General features: G+C 68.9%; 22 protein-coding genes, 1 tRNA gene and 1 pseudogene. 16 read left to right on the forward strand and 8 right to left on the reverse strand.

From position 1 onward, the window contains the following. Positions 1 to 1,297: 1,297 nt before the first annotated feature. Complete coding sequence (locus AB0368_RS18585; RefSeq protein WP_366155100.1) at positions 1,298 to 2,107, reverse strand: DUF881 domain-containing protein; 810 nt, start codon at positions 2,105 to 2,107, stop codon at positions 1,298 to 1,300. A gap of 169 nt (positions 2,108 to 2,276) precedes the next feature. Between AB0368_RS18585 and AB0368_RS18590 the strand changes: the two genes are divergently transcribed. Beyond that, positions 2,277 to 2,540: a cell division protein CrgA gene (locus AB0368_RS18590; protein ID WP_366155101.1), complete on the forward strand. Its 264-nt coding sequence runs from the start codon at positions 2,277 to 2,279 to the stop codon at positions 2,538 to 2,540. Between the two features lie 191 nt (positions 2,541 to 2,731). Next, complete coding sequence (locus AB0368_RS18595) at positions 2,732 to 4,888, forward strand: (Fe-S)-binding protein (protein ID WP_366155102.1); 2,157 nt, start codon at positions 2,732 to 2,734, stop codon at positions 4,886 to 4,888. On the opposite strand, the gene AB0368_RS18600 is transcribed toward AB0368_RS18595, so the two are convergent. Then, complete coding sequence (locus AB0368_RS18600; RefSeq protein WP_366155103.1) at positions 4,860 to 5,462, reverse strand: GPP34 family phosphoprotein; 603 nt, start codon at positions 5,460 to 5,462, stop codon at positions 4,860 to 4,862. The genes AB0368_RS18595 and AB0368_RS18600 overlap by 29 nt on opposite strands. Positions 5,463 to 5,553: 91 nt before the next feature. Between AB0368_RS18600 and AB0368_RS18605 the strand changes: the two genes are divergently transcribed. The 9 genes from AB0368_RS18605 (at position 5,554) to AB0368_RS18645 (ending at position 13,657) form a co-directional block, all read left to right on the forward strand. Next, positions 5,554 to 6,888 (forward strand): hemolysin family protein, encoded by a 1,335-nt coding sequence (locus tag AB0368_RS18605; protein WP_366155104.1) that lies wholly within the window; start codon positions 5,554 to 5,556, stop codon positions 6,886 to 6,888. Continuing rightward, positions 6,881 to 7,906, forward strand: a complete 1,026-nt coding sequence (locus AB0368_RS18610; RefSeq protein WP_366155105.1) for a hemolysin family protein — start codon at positions 6,881 to 6,883, stop codon at positions 7,904 to 7,906. The genes AB0368_RS18605 and AB0368_RS18610 overlap by 8 nt, the downstream gene beginning before the upstream one ends. A 178-nt stretch (positions 7,907 to 8,084) precedes the next feature. After that, positions 8,085 to 8,945, forward strand: a complete 861-nt coding sequence (locus tag AB0368_RS18615; protein ID WP_366155106.1) for a LamG-like jellyroll fold domain-containing protein — start codon at positions 8,085 to 8,087, stop codon at positions 8,943 to 8,945. 74 nt (positions 8,946 to 9,019) lie between these two features. After that, complete coding sequence (locus AB0368_RS18620) at positions 9,020 to 9,445, forward strand: helix-turn-helix transcriptional regulator (protein ID WP_366155107.1); 426 nt, start codon at positions 9,020 to 9,022, stop codon at positions 9,443 to 9,445. 5 nt (positions 9,446 to 9,450) lie between these two features. Next, positions 9,451 to 9,867 (forward strand): VOC family protein, encoded by a 417-nt coding sequence (locus tag AB0368_RS18625; protein WP_366155108.1) that lies wholly within the window; start codon positions 9,451 to 9,453, stop codon positions 9,865 to 9,867. Positions 9,868 to 10,003: 136 nt separating this feature from the next. Then, positions 10,004 to 10,249: a hypothetical protein gene (locus AB0368_RS18630; protein WP_366155109.1), complete on the forward strand. Its 246-nt coding sequence runs from the start codon at positions 10,004 to 10,006 to the stop codon at positions 10,247 to 10,249. 24 nt (positions 10,250 to 10,273) lie between these two features. Then, a complete protein-coding gene (locus AB0368_RS18635) occupies positions 10,274 to 10,813 on the forward strand; it encodes an alpha/beta hydrolase (RefSeq protein WP_366155110.1) in 540 nt (179 codons plus the stop codon). Between the two features lie 191 nt (positions 10,814 to 11,004). Further along, positions 11,005 to 12,372: a methyltransferase domain-containing protein gene (locus AB0368_RS18640; RefSeq protein WP_366155111.1), complete on the forward strand. Its 1,368-nt coding sequence runs from the start codon at positions 11,005 to 11,007 to the stop codon at positions 12,370 to 12,372. 130 nt (positions 12,373 to 12,502) lie between these two features. After that, positions 12,503 to 13,657, forward strand: coding sequence for an alkaline phosphatase PhoX (locus tag AB0368_RS18645; protein WP_366155231.1), 1,155 nt, complete (start codon positions 12,503 to 12,505; stop codon positions 13,655 to 13,657). A gap of 316 nt (positions 13,658 to 13,973) precedes the next feature. Here the strand turns inward: AB0368_RS18645 and AB0368_RS18650 are convergent, their stop codons facing one another. Next, positions 13,974 to 14,336, reverse strand: coding sequence for a hypothetical protein (locus AB0368_RS18650; protein ID WP_366155112.1), 363 nt, complete (start codon positions 14,334 to 14,336; stop codon positions 13,974 to 13,976). A 204-nt stretch (positions 14,337 to 14,540) separates the two neighbouring features. Beyond that, complete coding sequence (locus AB0368_RS18655) at positions 14,541 to 14,879, reverse strand: STAS domain-containing protein (protein WP_366155113.1); 339 nt, start codon at positions 14,877 to 14,879, stop codon at positions 14,541 to 14,543. A 604-nt stretch (positions 14,880 to 15,483) separates the two neighbouring features. Here AB0368_RS18655 and AB0368_RS18660 point away from each other — a divergent pair. Both AB0368_RS18660 and AB0368_RS18665 read left to right on the forward strand, forming a co-directional pair. Then, a complete protein-coding gene (locus AB0368_RS18660; RefSeq protein ID WP_366155114.1) occupies positions 15,484 to 15,852 on the forward strand; it encodes a response regulator in 369 nt (122 codons plus the stop codon). Next, positions 15,849 to 17,306 (forward strand): ATPase domain-containing protein, encoded by a 1,458-nt coding sequence (locus AB0368_RS18665; protein ID WP_366155115.1) that lies wholly within the window; start codon positions 15,849 to 15,851, stop codon positions 17,304 to 17,306. Before AB0368_RS18660 ends, AB0368_RS18665 begins: the two co-directional genes overlap by 4 nt. A gap of 167 nt (positions 17,307 to 17,473) precedes the next feature. Here AB0368_RS18665 and AB0368_RS18670 read toward each other — a convergent pair whose 3' ends face one another. Continuing rightward, positions 17,474 to 18,247 (reverse strand): nitroreductase, encoded by a 774-nt coding sequence (locus AB0368_RS18670; RefSeq protein WP_366155116.1) that lies wholly within the window; start codon positions 18,245 to 18,247, stop codon positions 17,474 to 17,476. 1,615 nt (positions 18,248 to 19,862) lie between these two features. Between AB0368_RS18670 and AB0368_RS18675 the strand changes: the two genes are divergently transcribed. Both AB0368_RS18675 and AB0368_RS18680 read left to right on the forward strand, forming a co-directional pair. Continuing rightward, on the forward strand, positions 19,863 to 21,908 hold the full coding sequence (locus AB0368_RS18675) for an MFS transporter (protein WP_366155117.1): 2,046 nt from the start codon (positions 19,863 to 19,865) through the stop codon (positions 21,906 to 21,908). A 32-nt stretch (positions 21,909 to 21,940) separates the two neighbouring features. Next, positions 21,941 to 22,612 (forward strand): RHS repeat-associated core domain-containing protein, encoded by a 672-nt coding sequence (locus AB0368_RS18680; RefSeq protein ID WP_366155118.1) that lies wholly within the window; start codon positions 21,941 to 21,943, stop codon positions 22,610 to 22,612. An 884-nt stretch (positions 22,613 to 23,496) separates the two neighbouring features. Here AB0368_RS18680 and AB0368_RS18685 read toward each other — a convergent pair. After that, positions 23,497 to 23,570 (reverse strand) — tRNA-Gly (locus AB0368_RS18685). A 568-nt stretch (positions 23,571 to 24,138) separates the two neighbouring features. Next, a pseudogene (locus AB0368_RS18690) lies at positions 24,139 to 24,549 on the reverse strand (pyridoxamine 5'-phosphate oxidase family protein); the annotation flags it as partial. A gap of 75 nt (positions 24,550 to 24,624) precedes the next feature. Between AB0368_RS18690 and dcd the strand changes: the two are divergent. Continuing rightward, a complete protein-coding gene (gene dcd, locus AB0368_RS18695; protein ID WP_366155119.1) occupies positions 24,625 to 25,203 on the forward strand; it encodes a dCTP deaminase in 579 nt (192 codons plus the stop codon). Between the two features lie 109 nt (positions 25,204 to 25,312). Here the strand turns inward: dcd and AB0368_RS18700 are convergent, their stop codons facing one another. Beyond that, positions 25,313 to 26,170, reverse strand: coding sequence for a TIGR03620 family F420-dependent LLM class oxidoreductase (locus AB0368_RS18700; RefSeq protein WP_366155120.1), 858 nt, complete (start codon positions 26,168 to 26,170; stop codon positions 25,313 to 25,315). Positions 26,171 to 26,181: the final 11 nt, after the last annotated feature.

Here is a 26,181-nt window from a genome sequence, read left to right on the forward strand (position 1 = left end):
CGATCCGGCCGCCGATCCCCCCACGCCCCGGTGTCCCCGGCGCCGGCCGAGGTCCCGGTATTCCCGGCGCCGGATTGGCGTCCGTTCTCGGTCGGTGCAGGCGCTGCCGAGGCTCCGATACGGTCGCTTCGCGCACCCTGCCAGGTGTCCCCACGATCCATTCCCCGGCGCGGCCGCTCGGCGGTGTGGGACTCGGCGCCGACGGGCCACGCGCCCGTCCCGGTCCCTGCGGCCTGCTGCCACGCACCCGTCCCGGTCCCTGCGGCCTGCTGCCCGGCGCCCGTCCCGGTCCCGGCGGCGTGCTGCCATGCGCCCGTCCCAGTCTCGGTGGCGTGCTGCGACGCGGCGTTCTCGGCCCCGGCGTGAGACCGGACCGGCTGTGCCGGACGGTCGGCGGACCACGAACCGGTATCCGCGCTGTCCGGGGAGTCGCTGCGAGCCGACTGCCGCGCAATGGTCGGAACATCGGCGTCGGGTGCCCGCCGTCGCCCGCTGCGCCGGCTGCGCTCGGCGTAACCAGCCGTGGAGCTCGGGTCGAGCTGAGCACCGAAACCCGGCGCCTGAGGCGTGGGCTCCCTCAGAGTGGGCACCCCGGCGGTCGGCTCTGTAACACCCGCGGACGCAGCAGTGCGACCCCTCGGCACGGCAGCCCGCGGCCCTACCTCCGGCGCCGAACCCGACGGCTCGGCGTCCCGCGGCGTCGCCATGCTGGCCGGCGGCGAGCCGACGTGCGGCACCGCGGCCGCCGCAGCTCCGCTCACTCCGGCGCCACTTGCGGGTCGAGCAGATCCCACCGCGCCGCCGCTTGCCGGCCGCGCAGATCCGGCCGTGCCGCCGCCCGCCGGCCGGGCAGATCCCACCGTGCCGCCGCTCACCGGCCGCTCGGCCGCACCAGGGACAGCCCCTCCACCGGTGCCACCAGCGCTTTCTTCCGCGGCAGCGAAGAAGTCGAACTCCGGCGACCCCGGAGCCGGCGCGCTTCGGCGTACCGGCGGAATGTCCTTGTGGGCCGCGACCCGCGCGGCCGCAGCAGCCCGCGCTACCGCCGAGTCGGCGCCGTTTCCCGCCGTCGCCGAGGAAATTGTCGGATTCACGACCGACTGCGCCGAGGGGTCTGTTTCGGGGGATGCGGGCCAGGCCGGAGTGGCCACGCCGGCCTGCGGGTCCAGTGGACCGCCCGGCACGCCGTCGGTCGACACGTCGGTGATGCGGGGGATGAACGCCGTCTGCGCGTCACCGTCCGGTGCGCGGTGCCGACCCGAGTTCGCCGCGCCCTCCGGGGCGTCCGACGGCACCATCACTCGGTGACCTCGGCGGATCGGAGGTCACTCGACCCGTCGTACGCCCGCACAGTCACGTTCCTCTCGACGGTTTCCGTGTAGCCGAGGCCGAAGTCGGCGACCGCATTCCGGAATTGCTGGACTCCTTCTGCGGACTCCAACGCCCGATGCATCGCTGTGGGTTCGCCGATCGCCGTGATCCTGAATGGTGGCGAGAAGACTTGGCCGTGTAGTAACAGCGTGTTGCCGACACAGCGTACCGCGCTCGTCGAGATGACGCGGACATCCATGATCGACATTGCCTCGGCGCCACCTGCCCAGAGGGCGTTCACGACGGCTTGGACGTCACCCTGGTGGACGACGAGATCGTCGTTCTGGGGGGCTTGCGCGCCGCCGTCGGTGGTACGCCGGGACGAGTCGTTGAGCATCACCGTGACGCCCGGCCCGCGCAGTGCGGTGAAGCCGGCCGGTTCGCGCATGACGTCGGCGCGTTGCCGGGCCTCCTTGACCGGTTCGTCCACGTTCGCGAGCCGGGCGGCGTCCTGGTCGACGCTGGTACGCAGAGTCGTGGCGCGCTGTTCGCGCTCCTTGAGGCGGGTCCGCTTGTCGGTGATCAGCTGTGCCAGCTGCGGCCGGCGGTCGTCGCGCAGGGCGGTGCCGTCGGCGGTGGTGGCCGACGTGGTGAAGAGCAGCCCGGCCGCCAGGGCGATCAGCGGTACGCCCACCGACCAGCCACGTTGCCGCTGTCCCGGGCGTCGCGGCCGGAGCCCGCCGAGGGCCCGGAGCAGGACTAGTCGCCACGAGGGCGTCCCCGTGGTGTACTCCACGTCGGTCTTCCTCCCGTGCTGGTCCGAGAAAACCCACCGGCGGGTGCCTGTGCGCGCGCCGCCTTGACTACGCTAGCTATCGAACAGTATTCGCCACGGGCAGCATTCGGGATCCCCGGAGCCGCTCAGCGGTGGGTTGTTCACCACTTGTTGCCCTCAGGAGAGCGCCGTGCCGAAGTCACAGGTCCGCAAGAAGAAGGTCTACACGCCGCCGACGGACATCCGCCCGGCCGCTGCGGCCGCGTCCAAGAAGCCGAGCCCGGCGTGGGTGCCGATCACGGCGGTCTTCCTGATCGTCTTCGGCATCGCCTGGCTGGTCGTCTACTACCTCTCGGAGCAGCAGTATCCGGTCGAGGCGTGGCGCTACTGGAACCTGCTCGTCGGCTTCGGCGCCATGGTGGCCTCCCTGGGAATCCTCTCTCGCTGGCGGTAATCGCCGTAAAGTTCGAATCACCCGACCGCGCACCTCGGGGCCTCCGGCCCGCGGGGTGCGTTTTCGGCTGAGCAAGGCCAAGCAGGGCCGAGCAGAACGGGTGAGACGAACTCAACCGGCTCTCCCGCACGCAATCTGATTACCCGTGGGTAACATAGGTCGGCACCCCCGACCGAGGAGGCACAAGGCAGATGGGCATCGCGCAGATCGTCGCCACCGTCCTGGCGGGCGCCGTCACTCTCGTGGCGGTCGTCCTCGCGGTGCGTGCGGTCATCTCCATGACCGCGGTGATCCGTCAGGGCAAGCCCGATCCGACGCGTTTCGGCGACAAGGGCACCCGGACGAAGACCATGCTCGCCGAGACCCTGGGCCACACCCGGATGCTCAAGTGGACCGCGGTCGGTGCGGCGCACTGGTTCGTGATGGTCTCCTTCATGATCCTGTTCCTGCTCGTGGTCGAGGCGTACTTCGAGGTCGTCGACCCGGAGAGCGGGCTGCCGATCGTCGGCCACTGGACGGTCTACGGCCTGGTCACCGAGTGGATCGGCGTCCTGGGCACGCTTGGGATCCTCTACCTGGTCTACCGCCGCCAGCGGGAGAAGCCGGGCCGCGCGAAGCGGAGCCGCTTCACCGGCTCCACGATGTGGCAGGGCTACTTCGTCGAGGCGATCATCGTCGGCGTCATGATCTGCGGCTTCCTGATCCGCGGCTTCAAGGTCGCCAACGACACCTTCGAGTACCCGGCCTGGGCCACCCCCGTCAGCCACGCCGTCGGCTCGGTGCTGCCCGCCGCGGCGGACGGCCCCACCTGGGTCGCGCTGGTCAAGCTCTTCATCTCCATGGGCTGGCTGATCACCATCTCGCTCAACGTGACGATGGGCGTCGCCTGGCACCGCTTCCTGGCCTTCTTCAACATCTTCTTCAAGCGCAGCCCGGAGAAGCCCGCGGGCTCCGGCCTGGGCGCGCTCAAGCCGATGATGAGCGACGGCAAGCCGCTCGACTTCGAGGAGGCGGACCCCGAGAAGGACCAGTTCGGCGTCGCCCAGGTCGAGCAGTTCACCTGGAAGGGCCTGCTGGACTTCTCCACCTGTACGGAGTGCGGCCGCTGCCAGTCGCAGTGCCCGGCCTGGAACACGGCGAAGCCGTTGTCGCCCAAGCTGCTGGTGCTGTCGCTGCGCGACCACGCGTACGCGAAAGCCCCTTATCTTCTCGCGGGTGGTGGCAAGGACCTGACCGGCGAGGAGAAGGCGACCGAGGAGCAGCTCAGGGGCGTCGACGTGCTGGCCCTGGCGGAGGCGGACCGGCCCCTGATCGGCGGCTCGGACGAGAACGGCATCATCGACCCGGACGTGTTGTGGAGCTGCACCACCTGTGGGGCGTGCGTGGAGCAGTGCCCGGTGGACATCGAGCACGTCGACCACATCGTCGACATGCGCCGCTATCAGGTGCTGATCGAGTCCAACTTCCCGGCCGAGGCCGGTGTCATGCTGCGCAACCTGGAGAACAAAGGCAACCCGTGGGGCGCGCCGCAGAACACCCGTGAGGACTGGACCAAGGGCCTCGACTTCGAGATCAAGCGGGTCGGCGAGGCCGACTTCGACTACCTGTTCTGGGTCGGCTGCGCCGGGGCGTTCGAGGACCGGGCCAAGAAGACCACCCGCGCGGTCGCCACGCTGCTGCACGAGGCCGGCGTCGACTTCGCCATCCTCGGCGAGGGCGAGACCTGCTCCGGCGACCCGGCCCGGCGCATGGGCAACGAGTTCGTCTTCCAGATGCTCGCCCAGCAGAACGTCGAGACCCTGACCGAGGCATTCGGGGAGCGGCCGGTCAAGCGGATCGTCGCCACCTGCCCGCACTGCTTCAACACCCTCGGCAACGAGTACGAGCAGCTGGGCCTCAAGGTCGAGGTCGTGCACCACACGCAACTGCTCTCCCACCTCGTGCAGGAGGGCAAGCTGACCCCGGTCCAGCCGATCGAGGGCGACGTGACGTACCACGACCCGTGCTATCTGGGCCGGCACAACCGGGTGTTCGAAGCGCCTCGTGAGGTTCTGGGCGCGGCGGCCAACGTCGTGGAGATGCCCCGCAACCAGGAACGCTCCTTCTGCTGCGGCGCCGGCGGCGCGCGCATGTGGATGGAGGAGAAGATCGGCAAGCGGATCAACGTCGAGCGCACCGAGGAGGCCCTGGCCACCGGCGCCAAGACGATCGCGGTCGGCTGCCCGTTCTGCTACACGATGATCGGCGACGGGGTCACCGGCAAGGGCGAGCAGGAGAACGTCGAGGTCGTGGACGTGGCCAGCGTGCTGCTGCGCAGCATCAAGGGTGACGACAAGGCCCCGGCGTAGGCCGCCTCACGAGATCACCGCGGCGGAGGCGGAGGCCGCCACCGCGCCGGCGATGACGGCGGCCTGGATCTCCTCGATCGCCTTGGCCGGTCGCGCCCACCAGAGCACAGAGCGCAGCGGTACGGGGCTCGACCGGCCCCGTACCCGACACGGCGGCGGTCAGCCGCTGCCGGGCCTCGGTCTCGGGCACCGGCTCGACACCGTGGGGTGCGCGATACCGGGTGCGGTCGAACACGAACAGCACCTTGTCCTTCTCGCGGCTCAACACGCCGGCGTCGACCAGCCGGGCCAGCGTCCGGGCGCGGGTGTCCTTGGCGAACGTCGACACCCAGCGCCCCGGCCTCCGGTGCTTGGCGTCCGCGGCGATGCGGGCCAGCGCCTCGTCCACCAGCGGGTCACCGAGCGGAGCCGGATCGCGGACGAAGACCTTGCCGTCCTCCACGCCCACCCGCTCCGCCAGGGCGAGCTCCAGCAGCAGTGCGCCGCCCAGCCCGTGGTCGAGGCGGGTGCCGTCGATCTCCAGGGATCCGTCGTCGCGATAGGCGAGAAGCGCGAATTCCTCGGCGAGGTTCATGTCCCCACGCTAACCGGATGCCGCATCCGGGCACCGCGGTCGCCCTCGGGACGCCCGGTTCCGGCACAATGAGGGCCGAGGTGAACCGATCATGGACGGCCTGCTCCTGACCGCGGTGCTCCCGCTGGTGGCCTTCGCGCTGCTGACCGTGGGCAACGCGTTCTTCGTGGCCGCCGAGTTCGGGCTGGTCACGGTCGACCGCGCCGAGATCGACAAACGCGCTGACCAGGGTGACCGCCGGGCGCGGACCGTCCGGCACGCCCTCCAGGAGCTGTCCTTCCAGCTCTCCGGTACGCAGCTCGGCATCACGCTGACCGCCCTGCTGACCGGCTATCTGGCCGAGCCGGCGCTGTCCCGGCTCTTCACGCCGCTCATCGAGCCGATCGCGGGCCGGTACACGGAGACGTCCACCCACTTCCTGGCCCTCGCCCTGGCCACGCTCGTGTCGATGCTCTTCGGCGAGCTCGTACCGAAGAACGCCGCCCTCGCCCGGCCGATGCGGGTGGCGCTGCTGACCGCGGCGCCGCTACGGACCTTCTCGAGACTCTTCCGGTGGCTGATCGGCGCGCTCAACGGCTCGGCCAACTGGCTCGTCCGGCGCCTGGGCATCGAGCCGCAGGAGGAGCTCGCCAGCGCCCGCTCACCCGAGGAGCTGGGCCTGCTCGCCGCGATCAGCGCCCGTGCGGGCGCGTTGCCGGACGAGACCGCGACGCTGCTGCGCCGCACCATCCGCTTCGGGGAGAAACGCGCGGCCAAGGCGATGACCCCCCGCGTCGACGTGGTCGGCCTCAAGACCACGGCCACCGTCGCGGACCTGATCAGGATCGCCCGGGAGACCGGACACACCCGCTTCCCCGTGTACGAGTCGACGCTCGACCTCGTGGTGGGGGTGGTCGGGGTGCCGGACGCCCTCGGGGTCCCGCCCGACCGCCGCGCGGTGACACGGGTGTCCGCCGTCGCCCGCGAGCCCGTCTACGTTCCGGAGAGCCTGGGCCTGGACAAGGTCCTGGCGGCGCTCCGGGCCGCCGACGCCGACCTCGCGATCGTGGTCGACGAGTACGGCGGCACCGACGGCGTGGTGACGGTCGAGGACCTGATCGAGGAGCTGGTCGGTGAGATCGCCGACGAGTACGACGTGGACGTGGCCGACGCGGGCAGCGAAATCCTCACCGCGCCGGACGGCGGCCGTACGTTCCTGGTCGACGGCCTGCTGCGCGAGGACGAGCTGGCGGAACAGACCAGGTTCCGGCTGCCCGAGGGGCCGTACGAGACGCTCGCCGGTTTCCTGCTCGCCCGCCTCGGCCACATCCCGGTGGCCGGCGAGTCGCTCGAGGACGAGGGCTGGGAGTTCACCGTCATGGAGGTGGACCGGCACCGCATCGAGCAGGTCCGGGTCGTCGCGCCGCCGGAGCCCGCCGATGACTGAGCTGCTGGTGACGGTGGTGCTGTTACTGGGCAACGCGCTGTTCGTCGGCGGGGAGTTCGCGCTCATCGCGTCGCGGCGTACGGCCCTGGAACCGCTCGCCGAGACGTCCCGCCCGGCCCGCTGGGCCCTGTCGGCGATGAACCAGATCCCCCTGATGATCGCCGGCGCCCAGCTCGGCATCACGATCTGCTCGCTGGGCCTCGGCGCCATCGCCGAGCCGGCGCTCGCCCACCTGCTGGAAGGCCCGTTCGCGGCGGCGGGCCTGCCGGAGAACGCGATCCAACCGGTGGCGTTCGTGCTGGCCCTCGGCATCGTGGTCTTCCTGCACACGGTGGTCGGCGAGATGGTGCCGAAGAACATCACGCTGGCCGGCCCGGAACGCTCGGCCCTGATTCTCGGCCCCTTCATGCTGGCTTTCTGTACGGCGACCAGACCCCTCCTGACCGCCATGCGCTGGGCGTCGCGCACGGTACTGCGCCTGTGGAAGATCGAGGCGACGGACGCGGTCAAGACGGTGTTCACGGCCGAGGAGCTCGCGGGCATGGTCACCCAGGCGAGGGCGGAAGGGCTGCTCGGCACGGAACAGTACGAGCGCATCCACGCCGCCCTGGGACTCAGCGAGCGAACGGCGGCGGACACGCTGCGCCCATGGTCCGGTGTGACGACGGTGGCGGACGACGCGTCCCCGGCCACGATCGAGGCCCTCGCCACCCGCAGCGGCCGGTCCCGCTTCCCCGTCGTCCAACGCGATTCACGGCGCGTGCTCGGCTTCGTACACGTGAAGGACGTCCTGGGTTACGAAGGCGCGCAGCGCCGCCTGCCCATCCCGCCGGAGATCGTCCGCCCGCTCGCCGTCGTGCCGCCCGACCGCAACCTCGCCGACCTGCTGCTCGCCATGCGCCGCGACCGCCGGCACATCGTCCTGGTCAGCGACGGCCGGCGCCCGCTCGGCGTGATCGCCTTGGACGACGTCCTGCACGCAGTGATCGGCGAACCCGCGGCGCGCCCGGCAAGCTGACTCACGGCCCCGGCCCGAGTGAGCCGCCCCGCGAGCTGGCCCACGGGCCCGGGCGGGCCGTCCAGCGAGTTGGTCATGTGCACCGTTCGGGCGACCGCCTTTGGGTGCTTTACGCCACTTTTACGCTGACGCGGAGTTTGTGCTTAACACTCGTAGCGCACTTCCGGACAATGACGGCATGTTCGACACCCGCCGGTCCTGGTTCAGCCCGCTGGGCGCGCTCGCGGCCGCCGCCGTCCTCGGCGCCGGCCTGCTGGCCGTCGCCCACTTCGCGCAGCGCAGCGACGCCGCCCCCCGGCTCACGCCGCTGGTCCTGCCCCGGCCCTCGGGCGGGGTGCTGACCAACAGCGACTTCGCCTTCGGAGCCCCGGACCGCGCCGGCGCCGTCGGAGTGGCCACCGCCCCCGTGACCCTCCGCTACACCTTCGACGGCGGCGTGACCGAACCGATCACCGACATCCGAGGCGGCCACGAACTCCGCGCGCTCGGTCAGAACGGCGGCACGCTGAGCCTGGTCCCCCAGGGCGAAGGCCTCGCCGTCCAGTACCCGGACCGCTGCACCCTGATCCGCGAACGCGAGTGCCCCCGCGCGATCCTCGAAGGACTCCGCGACGACGACCTCAACCCCGGCACGCGCCCGATGCGGTACGGAGCGTCGATCATGATGACGCACACCGACCTCGCCGACGGCGCCAACGTCTTCCAGAAGGGCTACTCGGTCGGCGGCGTGAGCCAGTTCAAGCTCCAGGTCGACCACCGCCAGGGCCACCCCAGCTGCGTCATCGCGAGCCGCACCCGCATCTACCGCGCCGAACCAGCCGTCGACGTCGCCGACGGCGTGTGGCACGACCTGGCCTGCGCCCGTACGGGAAACCGTCTGGTCCTGGCCGTGGACGGGGTCGACCGCGCATCGGTGCCCGTACCGGCGAACCTGTTGATCGCCAACGCCGAGCCGCTGAGGGTCGGCGGCAAGGGCGCGAACAAGGGCAACGACCAGTACGCCGGCCAGATCGACAACGTCTTCCTGGCCATCAGCTGAGTCTGCCGTTCCTTCGGCCTCACCGGCATCGCGGCCGGGTTTGCTCGGCATCGGGTTGTGCGATGCTTGGGCCCATGAACCGGGACGACCTCGTCCGCCTGCGCCGGGTACGCGACCGGATTGACCGCGACTTCGCGGAACCCCTGGACGTGCCCGCGCTCGCCCGCGAGGCCCTGATGTCCCCGGGCCACTTCTCGCGCAGCTTCCGGGCGGCATTCGGCGAGACCCCCTACAGCCACCTCATGACCAGGCGGATCGAGCGCGCCAAGGCGTTGCTGCGCCGTGGCGACCTCACCGTCACCGAAGTCTGCTTCGCCGTCGGCTGTACATCCCTCGGCTCGTTCAGCTCCCGCTTCACCGAACTGGTCGGCGAAACCCCGAGCGCCTACCGCGCCCGCAACCACGAGGCGGCCGCCGCCATCCCGGCCTGCTACGCCAAGATTCTCACCAGGCCGGTCAGGAACGGAGAAGCCCGCGCGGCCTCGCCAAACGTATCGTGAGCTGCATGGACATCAAGGTTTCGCACTGCTTCATCACCGTCGACGACCACGACAAGGCCCTCGGCTTCTACCGCGACGTGCTGGGCCTGGAGGTCCGCACCGACGTCCGCTTCGAGGGCATGCGCTGGGTGACCGTGGCGCCGCCGAGCCAGCCCGAACTCGAGATCACCATCGAGACGGTCGACTCCAACCCGGCGGCCTCGGCCGAGGACAAGCAGAAGCAGTCCGAGCTGCTCGCCAAGGGCATGCTCCGCGGACTGATCTTCGCCACCGATGACGTCGACGCAGCCTTCGACCACATCCGCGCCTCGGGCGCCGAGGTCCTCCAGGAGCCGACCGACCAGGCGTACGGCGTACGCGACTGCGCCTTCCGCGACCCGGCGGGCAACATGATCCGCTTCAACCAGCCCCGCAAGAACTAACCCCGGCCCCACCACCCGAGCGCCCTGGTCGGCCACACCCCCTTGACCAGGGCGCCGTCGTACCCGTCATCAGTCCCACAGACCGGCCAGGGCGTGTGCTCGGGCCCCTTCGCGCCGGTCGTGGTCCGATAGCCGGATGACGGACGACGTGCGGATCCCGATCGATGAGGCATTGCCCGGCTTCAAGCTTCATCCGCTGGAACCCGGCTGGACGCCCCTGGAGGCGTTCGTCCTGGTCAAGTGCCTCGACGAGGACGGCGATCATTCGTGGTCGTTCAGGACGACCAACCCCCTCAACCTGGAGGAGCTGTTGGGTGCCCTCACCGTTCAAGTGGAGGTACTGCGCCGCAAGCTGGTCTCGCACTGGGACGACGAGGATTGAGCGAACCCGACTAAGGTCCTCCGCATGGCTGACGCTGTCGTGATTCCCGGCGGTTGGTTCGGACCGAACGCTCCCCTGCTGATGTACGCCGGCGATGTGGCGGAGCGGCGAGGCGCAACGGTGCATCGACACTCATGGTCCCAGGAGTTCCCGAAGCCTGACCAGGCAGAAATCGAGAGCTGGGTCGCCGGCGAGATCGCTCCGCTGATCGACACCATCAGTGGTCGCCCCCTGCTGATCGGCAAGTCGCTCGGCACGAACGCGGCAGCAATCGCCGCCGAAAGATCCCTGCCCGCCGTATGGCTCACACCCTTGCTCACCCTGCCGTGGGTCGCTGATGCGCTGGCCCGAGCAACCGCGCCGTTCCTCCTCGTAGGTGGCACCGCCGACGAGGTATGGGACGGCAACATCGCCCGCCGCCTGTCACCCCACGTACTAGAGGTGGAAGGCGCAGACCACGGCATGTACGTGCCCGGCCCACTTACCGACTCGATCGCGGTACTCAGCCACGTCGTGGTCGCCGTGGAGGACTTCCTCGACGCCGTCGCCTGGCCAAGCTCGTAAGCGCCAGGGGTGGGATGGGTAGATGCCCCATGACCATCACCCTCGGATGGCGTCACTCTGGGCGTACGGCGCTGACGTCGCCTCGACGGCGGGGCGCTGGGGCGTCGCTGGCGGCGTCGATCATCTGTTCGCCCGTCGCTAGGCACCACTCCACGAACCGGACTTATCGCCCGAAGAGTTACTATTCGACAGTGCGTATCGAGTTGCTTGGGCCTTCGGGCGTGGGGAAAACGACGATCCTGCGGGCTACTGAGCAGACGCGTACCCCGGAGCGGCGGTGGCTTGGACCGCTCGAAGTCGACCAACTTTGCGGGCGAAAACCGTCCACCGCCGAGCTTCGTGCCGCGATCGACGACCTGAGCGTGCGCGATTTCATCGATCACTGCATCGCTACTGTCGCGGCGGCGGAAATGAGGCCCTCACAGATCGTCGCGGCGCTCACGATCCTGCGGAAGTCCTGCTTCGACACGGCTTACGTCGAGTCTCTGGACAGCGCCGTTGTGCACGACGAGCTGCTGTTGCATCGAGCGTTCAGCCTGTTGCCTCATGCCCGTGATCCTGAGGCCGCCGCGCAACGCTTCTTTGAACTGGTGCCCCTGCCTGATGCCGCTGTCGTCTTCCGCGCGGACGTCCAGACGATTCTCCAGCGCGTCGCGGACCGCGGCCCACGACCCAACGTCTACCGAGAGCTCAACGAAACAGAACTACGAGACGTCATCGCGCGGTGCCTGGACATCACTGACCTTGCGGCCCACGCGTTGAAGGCACGAGGCGTCGAGGTGCTCCCCATTGATACGTCCACCGACCTGAACCGAAGCGTCGGAGCCCTCCGCGACTTCATCGCTGATCACACACCAAGGAGCGTCATGACGAACGACATCCGCGAACGGCTCCTCACCGCCTCCGGCTCCTTCCGGAAGAAGGATGGTCGCCACGAACTGCGTACCCGCGGCGTCATGTACTGCGCCTTCTCCACACCGAACTTCTCGATCGATCCGGCCGAGTCCCAGCGTGACGCTGCAAAGCGTGTGGCCCATTTTCGGCTCACCGCCGACAACGTAGCCGGTAAGAGCGTTCTTGATCTCGGTTCCAACGCCGGCGCCATGTTGTTCCAGTTGTCCAACTTCCGGCCACGGGTCGGACTCGGCATCGAGTACGACCAAGACAAGGTGGACCTCGCCAACGAGATCGCCAGGTCTGCGCGCATCCCGGGCGTCCGCTTCGAACAGGGCGACATCGACCAGCTGGACCCCAACGCTGTCGGCGTGCATGACATCGTCCTGGCGCTCGCCATCGAAGGTCACGTCAACCAGCCCCGGCGCCTCTATCAGTTCCTCGGGGAGGTCACCGGTTCCCTGCTCTGCTTCGAGGGCAACAACAAATGCGACATGCGCGTGGTTCGCAAGCAGCTCAAGCGGGCCGGTTTCGGCCGGATGGTGGATCTCGGGTACTGCAACGACGACCGCGATCCCCGCAACAACCGGCGACCCCAGCTTCTCGCCTGGAAGAAGCAGCGCCGCAGCCTGTTCGCCCGGCTGCGCTCGGCAATCCAGTCATAGCGCGATGACCTCGCGGCGATCCAGGCGTTGAACGTTGGGCGGCACACCGTGAACTTCTCACCGCGGGCCTGCCCAACCGTCTGCGATGCCGCCCTTTGTGTCGGTGCCCTTGAGTTTCTGGAGATCTCTGATGCGTCGCCGCGCTCTATTGACCGCCCTGGTCGCTACGGCAGGGGGCGCTGCCTTCGCGGGAAGCCTTTGGCAGGGCGCCACAGGGGTCACCTCGCCGGCCACACCTGGGTCAGGAAGCAAACTCAACCTGCCGGACAACCATGGCCTAGCCTTGCCCAGCGGCTTCACCAGTCGTGTGATCGCCAGATCTCGTCAGCTCGTGGGTGACACTGGATACAAGTGGCATGATGCCCCGGACGGTGGGGCGTGCTTCGATACCCACGACGGCTGGATCTATGTGTCCAATTCCGAGGTGGCGCGCACCGGCGGGGCATCGGCCATCCGATTTCGCTCTGACGGCTCGATCGCCTCGGCGTACCGGATCCTGCATGGCACCAACCGCAACTGTGCCGGCGGCGCCACCCCATGGGGCACCTGGCTGTCCGGCGAAGAAGTGCCGAGCGGATATATCTACGAGACGGACCCTTACGGCCGACGCCGCGGAGTGCGTCGACCGGCAATGGGCCGCTTCATGCACGAGGCGGCGGCGTGCGACCCCCACCGCCAAGTCATCTACCTGACCGAGGACAAGGTCGACGGCTGCTTCTACCGGTTCCGACCCGATCGTTGGGGAGACCTGCGCACAGGGGTTCTGGAGGTACTCGTCGGTCCGCCCGGCACCAGCGGGCCGGTGAGTTGGGTGCGGGTACCTCAGCCGGCCACCGGCCACATCGAGACCCGATATCAGGTGGCCGGGGCGAAGCGCTTCAGCGGCGGCGAGGGTTGTTACTACGCCGATGGCACCTGCTGGTTCACCACCAAACACGACAACCGAGTGTGGGCCTACGACGCCGTCGGTCAGCGGATCGGCCTCTCCTACGACGGTTCGGGCGCCGGCCGAACTGGCCTGATCAATGGCGTGGACAACATTACGGGCGATCAGAGCCGGCACATTTACGTCGCCGAGGACCGTGGCAACATGGAGATCAACATGATCGCGCCGACCGGCGAGGTGACCACGGTCGTCCGGATCTACGGCCAGGACCAGTCGGAGATCACAGGTCCGGCCTTCTCGCCTGACCAGCGCCGCCTCTACTTCTCCTCGCAGCGCGGGACTGCCGGTAACGCGGAAAGCGGGATCACGTACGAGATAGCCGGTCCCTTTGACTTGTAGATGCGCGGTAGACGATCAGCCGCCGATCTCCTAGACCGCCCTGTTGCCTCACGTTGTAGACCAGTTACGCCAGCTACGCGACTGCCGTGTCGGCGCCGCGAGCGCCCTACCGTCCGAGAGCGGTTCTCCTGCACACCCGCGTCCCGGAACGCGATCCGGTGCCGTACTGCGCGAAGACTTCACAGCGGAGACCGAGCCGTACGGCGCGATTGGCGATCGGTCAGACCAAGCTGGATGCGCAGGTTCAAGGGCAGCGTGACGCCATCGAAGTGTGGTCCACGCTGAGTCCCGAGCCGGCACTGTGAGCTTTGCCGTCCTAGACAGCGTTTGGGTCCGCGTCGGTCATTTGGGTGTCGATCTCACGCTGATCAGCGTCCCTGTCGCGTACGTCGGCGCGTGCGTCTCGCTCGTCTGCCTGCCGGTTGCGTTCGTCGGCTCGTGCGTCTCGCTCGTCCGCGTGCCGGTTGTGTTCGTCGGCTCGTGCGTCTCGCTCGTCCGCGTGCCGGTTGCGTTCGTCGGCTCGTGCGTCTCGCTCATCGTGGCACGCATCGCGATAGTCCTGCCGCCGCTCCCGGTTGCCCAACATCGCATCTCGATCGTTCAACGCCGCAGTGCGCAAGGCCGCCTCAGTGTCGCGCTGCTCCGCGTCGATCTCTTGCTGACCGTCGGGGTACTCCACCGGCAAAGTATCCCGCAGGTCGGGTCGCCATCCCAGCTCGTTTTGCCCGGCCTCGGGCCGGGCGTAACGAGCTGGTCAGGCCATGCGGTCCTGCTCAGCCTGTCCTGGCCATCCACCCGCCAGTGCGATCTGTCGAACCGCCCACGAGGGGATGACTGGATTGCTATGCCGTCAGTGCATCCGGCCGGGTCGTTGCCACAACCGCTACAGCGAAAAGCCGCCGATCACCCCCAGCACGAACTCCACAACGGGGTGGGCAGCCACAACAACCAGGTTGATCTTCTGCTGCGCCGCTCCCCGGAACAGTCGCAGCAGTTCCCGGCCACCTGCCGCGTCGCAGAAGCCCATTCCCGCCAAGTCCAGCTCGATGCACCGGGTAGGCCGCGTTAGCAGCGGCCAGACCTGCGCGTGGAACTCCGCCGTCTCGATGGCATCCAAGTCACCAATCACCCGGATCCAGAGCCTGCCGTTGGCCCGGCGGACACAACTCACGACCAGCCCGCTCGGACCGAAGCAACCAGCTTCTGCGTCGGGCGTCGCCATGCTTCACGTCCTGTCTGGCAGGTGGTGATGGACCGCCAAAGATCGCTGTCGCTGTAGGGATGCGACCATGATGCGCATGCCGGACAACATGATCGCTATCCCTAGATACGTCACATATATTTCCGCCGAATAGCGTTCCAGGTCGGGGGCGGGATCGATCCCGCCGGCTGAACGGTCGGCGCCCGCACCGGTTCCCTGCGGTCCGCCGTCCGGCCACGGCACGCACGGCGAATCACACTTCTTGTGCCAGAACCCCGACCTAATCCAGGGCACGGACCCAGATCCAGACCCACCTGCCCTAGTCACCGGCAGCCCGCAGGCCCAGCCACAACAGGTTCGAAGAGAGAGCCACCGACTTCTGCTCGGAACAGGACCGGCGGCCGTTCACCCATGGTTACCGATTCGGCCCCTGCAGGCGAACGAGTGGGGCAAAGCGGAGCCGTCACGCGGTGATCGACCTTCCTGACGGCTCGTCGGGGGAGGGGGCGTTGCCCCGCCGTGTTTGGTGCCGGTGTTACGGCAATCGGTGGATAACCCGCGAGCACGGGCTGACGCCCGCTATTTTGATCATCGTTGGGTGCCAGGAGGCTGCCCTGGTGAACGGATGGGCTCGGTGGGCAGCATTCTGGTGGTCGATGATGAGCCGGACCTGCGATTCATCCTGCGCCGGATTTTCACGCGTGCCGGCCACGAGGTCACCGAGGCGGGTGACGGTGCCGCCGCGCTTGCATCGGTGGGCAAGTCACCACCGGATCTGGTGGTGACCGACATGATGATGCCGGTGATGGGTGGTGTCGAACTCCTGCGCCGCCTGCGGGCCGACCCAGCGACCGCAGCCATTCCCGTCCTGTCGGTCAGTGGGGACTGGCAGCTGGCGGTCGACGCCGACGCTGCGCTGGCCAAGCCGTACCAGCGCGCCGAAATACTCGCCGTGGCGGAACGCCTGCTTCGGGAAGGACGTGGCACGAAGTGAAGCGGCTGTCGACAGGGCTCGAGGACCTGGATTTGATTCTCGGTGGTGGACTGCGGCCGGGCTCGGTGGTGGTCGTGGCTGGGCCCCCGGGGGCGGGTAAGACGATCCTGGCGCAGCAGATGTGTTTCGCCAACGCCACCGTCGAGCACAAGGCCGTCTACTACACGACCCTGTCAGAGCCGCACTCCAAACTCGTCGAGCACCTGCGCGGTTTTCCGTTCTTCGATCCCGAGGCTCTGGGACCCAAGGTGGAGTACGTGCACCTGGGCGACATGCTGCGCGACACCGGCGAGACCGATCTCGAGCCGCTGATCGACGAGGTGGTCCGTAGGGCCCTCGACGACGAGCCGGTATTGGTGGTGATCGACAGCACCAGGATGCTGCGCGACTTCGTGAGCGAGCAGGCCTTGCGCAAGGCGCTGTACGACCTGACCAGCCGGACCGCGCACAGCGGGGCAGTGCTGTTGCTGCTGGGTGAGTACACCGCTGAGGAGATGCAGAGCGGGCCGGAGTTCGCCCTCGCCGACGGCATCATCCACCTGTCACACATGTCCCGCGAGCCCGTTGACCGGCGCAGCCTGCGAGTGGTCAAGATGCGTGCCGCCTCCCACCTCCACGGCGCCCACACGGTACAGATCACCGCCGACGGCTTCCAGGTGTTTCCCCGGGTCGAGTCGTTCGCGGGGGAGGAGGACGTGCCGGCCAAGGGCGAGCGGGTCCCTTCCGGAATCGCCGGCCTCGACGCGTTGATGGGCGGTGGAATCCCGTACGCCGACGCCACCCTCGTGCTGGGACCCTCCGGGGTGGGTAAAACTATCGGCTGTCTCAACTTCATCGCCGAAGGCCTCGCCCGAGGCGAACGCTGCCTCTACATCACCTTCCAGGACACCGTCGACCAGTTGGTCGAGATGGCCGACAAGTTCGGGTGGGATTTCGCAGCCGCCCGCAGCAACGACCAATTGATGATCTCCCACGTGCCGGTCGGTAGCCTGGACCTCGACGTCCTGGTGTCCGTGATCCGGCACCGCCTCGACGACGGTGCAACCCCCCGGGTCGTGATCGACAGTCTGGCCGAGATGGCGCACGCCGCGCGAGAGGCCCAACGCTTCCCCGCTTACCTGCGCAGCCTCGTCGGCATCGTCCGCGCCGCCGGCGCTTCCCTCTGGGTCACCAGCGAGACCAGAACCCTCGGGCCCATCGAGGAACCCCTGGCCGGGATGATGTTCCTGTTCCACAACGTCATCCAGATCCGCTACATCGAGCACTGCGCGGAAATCGGTCGGATCCTCAACATCCTGAAGATGCGCAACAGCCGCCACGACAATGGCTTCCACGCCTGTCACATCACCGACGACGGCGTCATCGTCGGTGACAAACAACAACGACTGGCCGGCATGCTCGGCTGGACCGTCCTGCGTGACTGTCCGACCCCATCCGGCTGCACGGAGCCTTGAGCTGACCTCCGTTGTTCCGTAACGGTCGCCGAAGGCCATCATCTAATGATCGGAAGCGCTCACGCGGCCTGCGTAGTCCGGACGGTGCCGCTCGGGTGGCGGCGAGTTCGCGCCGGTCGATCTTGGGGCTGCCCGGGATGCGATCCCGCAAACAGATTGCCGTGGGGTCAGGTCGCTCGAAGGTCTGCGCCGCCGTCAGCCGGGGGATGTGCAACGCGGGCCGCTTCGATGGCGTGGCGGCCCAGGCGCATCATCAGGTATGGATGGCCCAGTTCGGGTACCGCGCGTCGCAGGGTCTCGCGGGCGTCAGCGTGCTCGATCGGCGCGCTGAAGGGCAGGATCGACACCTCGAGCCCGATGGCGACCAGCGAACCTGCGGAAAGAGCCTCGCCGGCATGTATCCAGTCCAGGTCCTGATCACGGGGACCGTGCAGCACCGCGAAGGTGGCGGCCCGGTCGTGCTCGCCGGGTGCGATGGGCAGTCTCAGGTCGTCGAGGGCGCCGGCGATGCGATCGCTGCCGGCCCACAGTGCCAGTTCCGCGTGCCACTGTGCATCGGCCGGTTCGGTGTTGTCAGCGCGGGCGGTCGCCACGGTGAGTCCGAGAATCTGGTCGGGGCGTAGCACCGCGAGGCGGACGTGCTGAGCCTCGAAGGCCGCGCGGATGGTCCGCAGATGCCCCGGCTCGATCGGACCGCCGGTGATCGGCCGCACGTCGGTGTGACGCAGCTCGATGGCACGGGCCAAGCTCGCGGTGTCGGGGTTTACCGGGGCGGCGCCGTCGATGTGCAGGCGCGCCAGGTGGGCCGGGTCGCCGGCGTCGGGCTTTCGGGTCACGGTCACCCGCCAGCCTCCCGCGGCGAGGGCCAGGCGGGCGTGGTGCAGGGCGGCGCCGCAGCTGATCGTGGCAAGTCGCCCGTCGAGGTCGGGGAACTCGGACACGGGCCTGGGATCCAAGAACAGGTCCAGAACACCGCCGCTCACCTGCCATCGCCACGGCTGTGCATTGTGCGCCGAGGGCGCCCGTCCAGCCGCGACAACAGCCAGGCGGAAAGCTTCGTTCGTGATGCGATGGCTGACCGGGCGTACCGCGCCGGGCAAGGCCGGTGTCATCGGACTGCCCGGTTCCGCTGCAGGCCGAGCCGGCCGCCCGCGGCCTCCCAGGCAGCCTCGTCCCGCCCGGTTTGTGGCGGGTCCGATGCGCTGGGTGATGCAGGCTGATAGGTCGGTGATGCCATGAGGCCGTTCCCGTCGTTCGGGACCAACGCAGGCGCGGGCCCAGCCCAATGACAAGGCGAGACGAGGTCCACCGAGGCCGGTGAAAGTCACGGCATCCGGCAGCCGCCGGGCCGCGCACGCCGACCGAGGCCGGCACCGATGGCGAAGCCACCGGTCATCCCCCAGTGTACGCGCGGTCGCCGCCGGGGCGCGTACGGTCACCCACGTGTTGTCGAACGCCTCCGAGTGTGACCTCCCACATCCACGACGGGCCGCCGCCGGCCCCCGGCTGTGCGGCTCGGGTGGTACACGTCCAAGCGCCGGACTGATCACACCGTCATGACCGGGTTCGAGCGCGACCGCCTCGACCTGCCGTGGGCACGGCCCGGCGGGGCCTGTCCAGGGCCGGTGCAGCTCGTGGAGGGCCGGGCGGCCCTACGCCTGTCGAGTGCTTGACGTCGAATCAGCCGGTGATGGCGGCGGCCGGCACATCGATGGATGACCGCCAAGACGCTATAGACCCTGGCCTATCCCATTTCCACCCATTCGCCCTGGAGCGCACATGCGAGACTCCACCCCCCAACGAGGCGGCTCGGAAGGTGTCACCCAGCGTCTCGGTCGGCTCCGGCTCACCGGCCACGAAGACCCTCTGCCGTCGATCGTCGACGCGATCTCGCGAGGCAGCCGTTGGAGCGGGTGACGGGAATCGAACCCGCACTGTCAGCTTGGGAACAACGCGACAACCGTCCTACCCGATATCGCACGGGCCCGGATAGTGCCGCTGACCTGCCCTTACGTTTCAGCCGTATCCCAGCGCATCCCAGCCTCGGACAGCCAATCCCGGACGGTTCCCCAACATAAATCCCCAGCGCGGTCCCACCTGATGTCGGACCGCGCCACCGCATCCCACACTTGGACGGCGTCACGTACGGATTGGCGGCCAGCGCCGCAGCGGCCGCGGCACGCTCAGACTCCCACCGCTGGTTCCGCTCCGGGTTCGTTCGTTCCCATGGGTTGCGGCGCAGCGCGCCCGGCAGCCTCGGAATACCGCGGCCCGGACTGGGAGGCCATGACAGCCTTCGCCGAGCTGAGCAACGACGCGGCAATCCTGGCCGACGCCATAGCCACGCTGAACACTCCAAATTCGGCGCCGACCTCGGCCCGGCGATCACCTGCCGCGGCTGCGGCGACGAGGTGCGCGCCACGGAGCTGACCAGCCGGTCCCAGGTGCCTGGCTGGGACGCCGCCAGGACGGCTTAGCCTCCCGGCACCCGCGGCGCGGCGGCGCAATGCCGGCGACTGACGGGCAGGGGGCGGAGATCGCGCCTACCTTGGACCCGTGCCCGCTGCCACCACCGAACGACGCTCCGCCCCCGCCGCTCCCCGCGCGGTGCGCACCTCTGCCGTCGTCGCCGTGCTCAGCCTCTGCGGCACCCTGGTGGCGCTTCAGCAGACCCTGGTCGTCCCCCTGTTGCCGGACTTTCCCCGGCTGCTGTCCACCAGCGCCGACAACGTCTCCTGGCTGGTCACCGCGACGCTGTTGACCAGCGCCGTGGCGACGCCGATCGTGGCCCGGCTGGCGGACATGTTCGGCAAGCGGCGGATGCTGGTGCTCTGCATGCTGGTCGTGGTGGCCGGCTCGGTGCTCGCCGCCGTGGGCACGTCGTTCGAGGCGGTCGTCGCCGGGCGGGCGTTGCAGGGCTTCGGGTCGGCGCTCATTCCCGTCGGCATCAGCATCATGCGCGACGAACTCCCCCGCGAGAAGGTCGCCCCCGCCGTCGCCCTGATGAGCGCGACCCTCGGGATCGGTGCGGCGATCGGGCTGCCGCTGTCCGGCGTGATCTACGAGCACCTCGGCTGGCATGCGATCTTCTGGGTCTCCGCCGCGACCGCGGCCCTGCTGCTGGTGGCGGTCGTGGCGGTGGTGCCCGAGTCGGCGATCCGCACCCGGGGACGCTTCGACTACACGGGAGCGGTCCTGCTGTCGGCGGCGCTCACCTGCCTGCTGCTCGCGATCTCCAAGGGCGGCCACTGGGGCTGGACCAGCGAGCCGACCCTCGTGCTGTTCGTGGCCGCGGCGGTGGTGCTGGTCGTCTGGGTGCCGTTCGAGCTGCGCGTGAGCCAGCCCCTGGTCGACATCCAGACCTCGTTGCGCAAGCCGGTGCTGCTCACGAACGTCGCCTCGGTCCTGATGGGCTTCGCGATGTTCGGCAACATGCTGGCCACCACCCAGCAGCTGCAACTGTCGACGATCACCGGGTACGGGTTCGGCACCAGCGTGATCGTCGCGGGCCTGTGCATGCTGCCCGGCGGCCTGGCGATGGTGGTGCTCGCCCCGGTGTCGGCGACCATCATTAAACGGTACGGAGCGCGCGCCGCCCTCATCGTCGGCGCGCTGGTCGTGGCCGGCGGCTACATCGCCCGGGTGTTCCTCACCAACGCGATCTGGCAGGTCGTCCTCGGCGCGACGCTCGTCTCGATGGGCACCGCGATCGCGTACGCGGCGATGCCGACGCTGATCATGCGGGCGGTGCCGATCACCGAGACGGCATCCGCGAACGGACTGAACACGCTGCTGCGTGCGGTCGGCACCTCGACGTCCAGCGCCGCGATCGGGGTGATCCTGACCTCGACCACGATGGCCGTGGGCGGCATCCGCCTGCCGACGCTCGAGGCATTCCAGCACAGCTTCTGGCTCGCGGCGGCCGCCTCGCTGGCCGCCGCCGCGGTGGCGCTGGCCCTGCCGGGGCGCGGCGCCGCCGCGGGCGCCTCCCCGGCGCCGGACCAGGAGGAGATCAAGTCGGCCCGCGACAAGACCGAGATCGTGGTCCGCGGCCAGGTCGTCCGCGACGACGACCAGCCGATCCGACACGCGGTCGTCACCGTCCTGCGGACCGACGGCCAACCGGCGGACTGGAGCCGCGCCGACAACGAGGGCCACTACTCGGTGGTCCTGCCCGGTCCCGGCCCGTACGTGGTCGTATCCTCCGCGGACGGCTGGGCGCCGCGGTCCGACATCGTGCACTTCTCCGAGGCGACCACCCAGCACCTCACGCTGTCCGAGCAGCTCTGCCTCTCCGGAACCGTGACCCGCTCCGGGACGCCGCTGGCGGCCGCCATGGTGTCGCTGACCAGGCCGACCGGGGAGTCGGTGGGCTCGGTGCACGCCGACGACTTCGGCCGATACTCGATGCCCCTGCCCCCGACCGGCCGCTACATCCTGACCGTGGTCGACGCGGACGCCCGCTGGGCGAGGTCCCGACAGGTCGTCCTGCTCGCGGCCCAGTCGCACATCATCGACGCCGACGTGACATCGGACCGGCCGCTCAGTCGCGCACCGGCAGTTCCAGGGTCTGCCCCTGCTCGATCGGCCGGATCCCCGTGAGGCCCTGCCGGCGGGCCCGGTTCAGGACCACGGTGCGGCGCCAAACCCCGTATGGGACACCACGCGGCGACACATTGAGCCCATGGCCCACCACCAAGGGATTCGTCGGCGGCGACGTGGACGCTTCAGGGCTGATCCATCTCGGTGCCCGCGAGTACGACGCGGGGCTGGGCCGGTTCGTGTCCGTCGACCCAGTTCAGGAGCTGAACAGCCCGCAGCAGTGGAATGCGTACGCGTACGCGAACAACAGCCCGATCAGCTCCGCGGACCCAGCCGGCACGGACCCGTGCATCCATGGCGGCGGCGGTTGCCACTACGACGGTTCAGATCCGCCGTCCACCCACAAGCAGCCCGACAAGTGCACCAGCAACTGCGGCGGCTCCGGGTCCAAGCGGCACACACGTCCCCACACCGGGGGTTGCCAGAGCGCCAACGCGTGCGAGCACCGCGACCAAGTCGAGGACGACGCGGGACGCTCCGTCGTCTTGCACAACATGGACGACCGCAGCACCCTGCTGGGCAAAGCGTGTGACCCGCAAACCCCACCTCCTACCAGTGCGCGGGCATCAAGCGGCAGCTCGCGGCCGGGACGATCTCACCCGACCGCGCGGTGCGCATCCTGCAGTGCGGTGACGCCGATGGACAATGCGGTGGCGGCCCCGTCTGTACCGGCTGGAAGTCGTGTCTTTGGACTGGCGTTCTGACCGTCACGTTCGTGGGGAGCGCCGTCATCGATGTGATCCTCCTTGCCCAGCCCGAGGCGGAGCCGATTGCCGGAGGCGCCGAAGCCGGCCTCCTGGCCGTAACGCGCAAGTGGACGAGGATATTGAGGATCTGGTGTTCGAGCTGGAAGCGCTACAGGATGGTCCAGGCGCTATAGAGACGTCCATCTTTGTAGGTGCACCGAGCGGAGACTGGCCGGGAATTTCCGGGCGCGGCATATATAGGGCAAAAGCGTCGGAAAATTGAGGCTAGAAGGCTGGCGTCGGGGCCATTCGTCGCGTGTCGCGGTGCGCTGTAGCAACTTGGACCAGACAGCCCCGAATCCCAGCCCAGTCCAGGTCCGCGGACGTGCCCGCCCGCGGGTGCTGCGGCGGGCGAGCGTGAAGGTTGTGTCCGGGTGCGGCGGTTGGGCTGTCCGACGTTCGGGTGCCGCCGGACGTTCCGTGAGCAGGTCCCAGCAGTGTTGCAGCGGTATCATCAGCGGAAGGCCGTGCGCCTCGGGCTCTGGTCGGCGCGGTGGCTCGGGAAGTGCTGCGCAGGGAGACTGGTTGAGGTCGTATGAGGACTCGATCTGAATTGGCTTGATCCCACGCATCGACTTGCGTGTTCACCGGTGCGCGGCTGGCGCCGCCTCGGACCGGCATCACCACGGTCTTGTCAGATTTCGGATCTGACGGTGCCACTCGTCAGCTTCTGACCGCGACCGCCTTGCCCGCATATCGGGCTGTTTGTACGACCGCTGCTGGCTGGCATCTCGCAGCAGTACGAGTACCAACCGCGGCTCGTTCCCCAGCAAACGGCTCGCAGAGATTGATCGAAGTCGCTGGTTGGGTCCGCGAGAACGGGCCTTGAGCAGGGAAAACTGTGGAGCGGGTGACGGGAATCGAACCCGCACTGTCAGCTTGGGAAGCTGATGTTCTGCCATTGAACTACACCCGCGAGCGGCCCCACTGTACCCGATGAGTGGGCGTTGTGGCGGAGCCGCCCCGAGTAGACGCCGGCCGGACGGTGGCGCGGCCCAGCCCCCTCCGGGCCTGGCAGCGCGTCGCGAACGCAGATCGCGATGTCCGGCCGGCGCCTACGCACTTGTGGTGGCGGGGGCCAGGTCGTTAAGGCGGAGGGTGGCGGCTCGTATGGGATGGGCGGTCGGCGGTGGTGGTGTCGGGTTTGCGGCAGGCGGGGAGGCGGCGGTCGGCGCGGAGCTGGGCTTTGTGTCCGTCCGGGAACCCACTGTGGCCACCGCCGGGCGAATGGTTGCGGCGGGCCGGGAGCTCGGCTTGGCGGCCGTTTGCGGACTCGTCGCGGCTGCCGCGGGGCGGTTGCCGGCGAGGGTGGTGGCGGGGTGAGGGCTTGTCGTGGGATTGCTTCGGTCGAGCGTCGGGGTGGCCAGCGTGACGGTGGTGCGGGTACGGGTCTGCGGGCTGGACGGGGTGGCTGAGCTGGTGCCGAATTCGTGCCACTTGAGGGTGATTGGCGGGTAGCGCAGGCTCATCGCCAGGGGGAGGGCGCCGGCGGGGCCGTGGCGGCGAAGCATGGCTGTTTCGATCGAGAATTCGAAGAGGCGCCAGTCGACCTCGGGGGACGCGTGCAGCGCGTCGGCGAGGCTGCTCACCACTGCCGGGTCGGTGACGAGGTGGGCGCGGCCGGTCAGGTAGGCCTCGTCGTCGCTCTCCTCCGGTGGGTACGAGTGGAGGGCGTAGCGGCCGTCGCGTTCCAGGTCGCGGCGTTTCGCCGAGTCCACTATGAAGCAGAAGAGGCCCTCGTCGGTGATCACCGGGGAGACCGGGTGCACGCGGGGGCCACCGTCGGGGCGCACGGTGGCGAGGTAGCCCATGCCTGGGCCGTACTGCTGGAGCAGCGCTCGGATGGCCGCGGCGAGGTCGGGCTCGGCGGCGGCGAATGCGGACCAGGAAGCCATGGCAACATCATATCGAACATATGTACTAGACGACCACTCGACACGACACAAAGTGCAGGTCGGTATGGTGTGCCGATGCTGCTCTCCGACCGTGACCTGGTGTTCGAGATCAAGTCGGCAAACCTCGCGCTGGAGCCGTTCGAGCCGGAGCTCATGCAGCCGTCCAGCATCGACGTGCGGCTGGACCGCATTTTCCGGGTGTTCAACAATCACCTGTACACCCACATCGACCCGGCCGAGCAGCAGGACGACTTGACGGCCGTGGTCGAGGTGCACGACGGCGAGCCGTTCGTGCTGCATCCGGGCGAGTTCGTCCTGGCGTCGACGCTCGAGGTGATCACGCTTGGCGACCAGCTCGCGGGGCGCCTGGAGGGCAAGAGCAGCCTCGGCCGGCTGGGCCTGCTGACCCACTCGACGGCCGGGTTCATCGACCCGGGGTTCTCGGGGCACGTCACGCTGGAGCTGTCCAACGTGGCCAATCTGCCGATCAAGCTCTGGCCCGGCATGAAGATCGGGCAGCTGTGCATCTTCCGGCTCTCGAGCCCGGCCGAGCATCCGTACGGCTCGGCGGTCTACGGCTCGCGCTACCAGGGGCAGAGGGGTCCGACGCCCAGCCGTAGCTACCACAACTTCCGCACCTGGCCGACCAGCTGACAAGCGCCGGCCAGCGGAAGACACCGGCCAGGATGACAGGCTCGGCCAGGGGACACGCTGGCTCGCACGATAGGACCGAGTCGATCAGCGGCAAGCCCGGCCAGTGTCGTCACTCGGCCAGGAAGACCCCCGCGGCCGCACGGATCTCCGGCAGAGGCAGGTGCGGCGCCGGGTCCGCCGACAGCACCTGCAGCGCTACGTGATTCGCTCCGGCCTTGAAGTGTTCTTCCACGTGGGTGCGTACCGAGTCGTCCGAGCCCCAGGCCACGAGCGTGTCCACCCACCGGTCGCTGCCCTCGCCGGCGAAGTCCGCTTCTGTCAGGCCGTACCGGAGCAGGTTCTTGGTGTAGTTGGGCAGGCCGAGGTAGATGGCCGTGCCCTGGCGGCCGGCGGCCCGGGCCACCGCCGGGTCCGTGCCCAGGAAGATCTTCTGCTCCGGGATGAGCAGCTTGTCCGGGCCGAGGATGCGGCGGGCGTCGGCGGTGTGTTGCGGCGGCACCAGGTACGGCAGAGCGCCGGCCGCCGCGGTCGACGCCAGATCGAGCGCCTTGGGGCCCAGCGCCGCGAGGAGTCGTTCCGAGGCAAGTACGTCGGGCAACTCCTCGAGGAAGCCGCGCAGCTTGCTCAGCGGCCGTACGTATTCGTGGCCGATCGCCTCGGTCGATGGTGCATGGCCCATTCCGAGGCCCAGGTAGAACCGCCCCGGGTGGGCCCTGCGGAGCCGGGCGACGCTCGCCGACAGGGCCGCGGGATCGCTTCGCCAGATGTCGACGATGCTGGTGCCGACGGCGAGCCGGGTGGTCGCCGCAAGGACCGCCTCGGGGAGTGCGAGGTCGTCCGGTGGGCTGCCGCCGATCCAGATCGACCCGTAGCCCAGGGCTTCGATCTCGGCCGCCGCGTCCGCGATCGCCGTCGCATCTGTCGGCCACGATCGCCCGCTTGTCCACAACCCGTAGCGTCCCTCCACGCTTGCGATCG

Source organism: Actinoplanes sp. NPDC051475 (assembly GCF_040689425.1).
Taxonomy (GTDB): Bacteria; Actinomycetota; Actinomycetes; order Mycobacteriales; family Micromonosporaceae; genus Actinoplanes.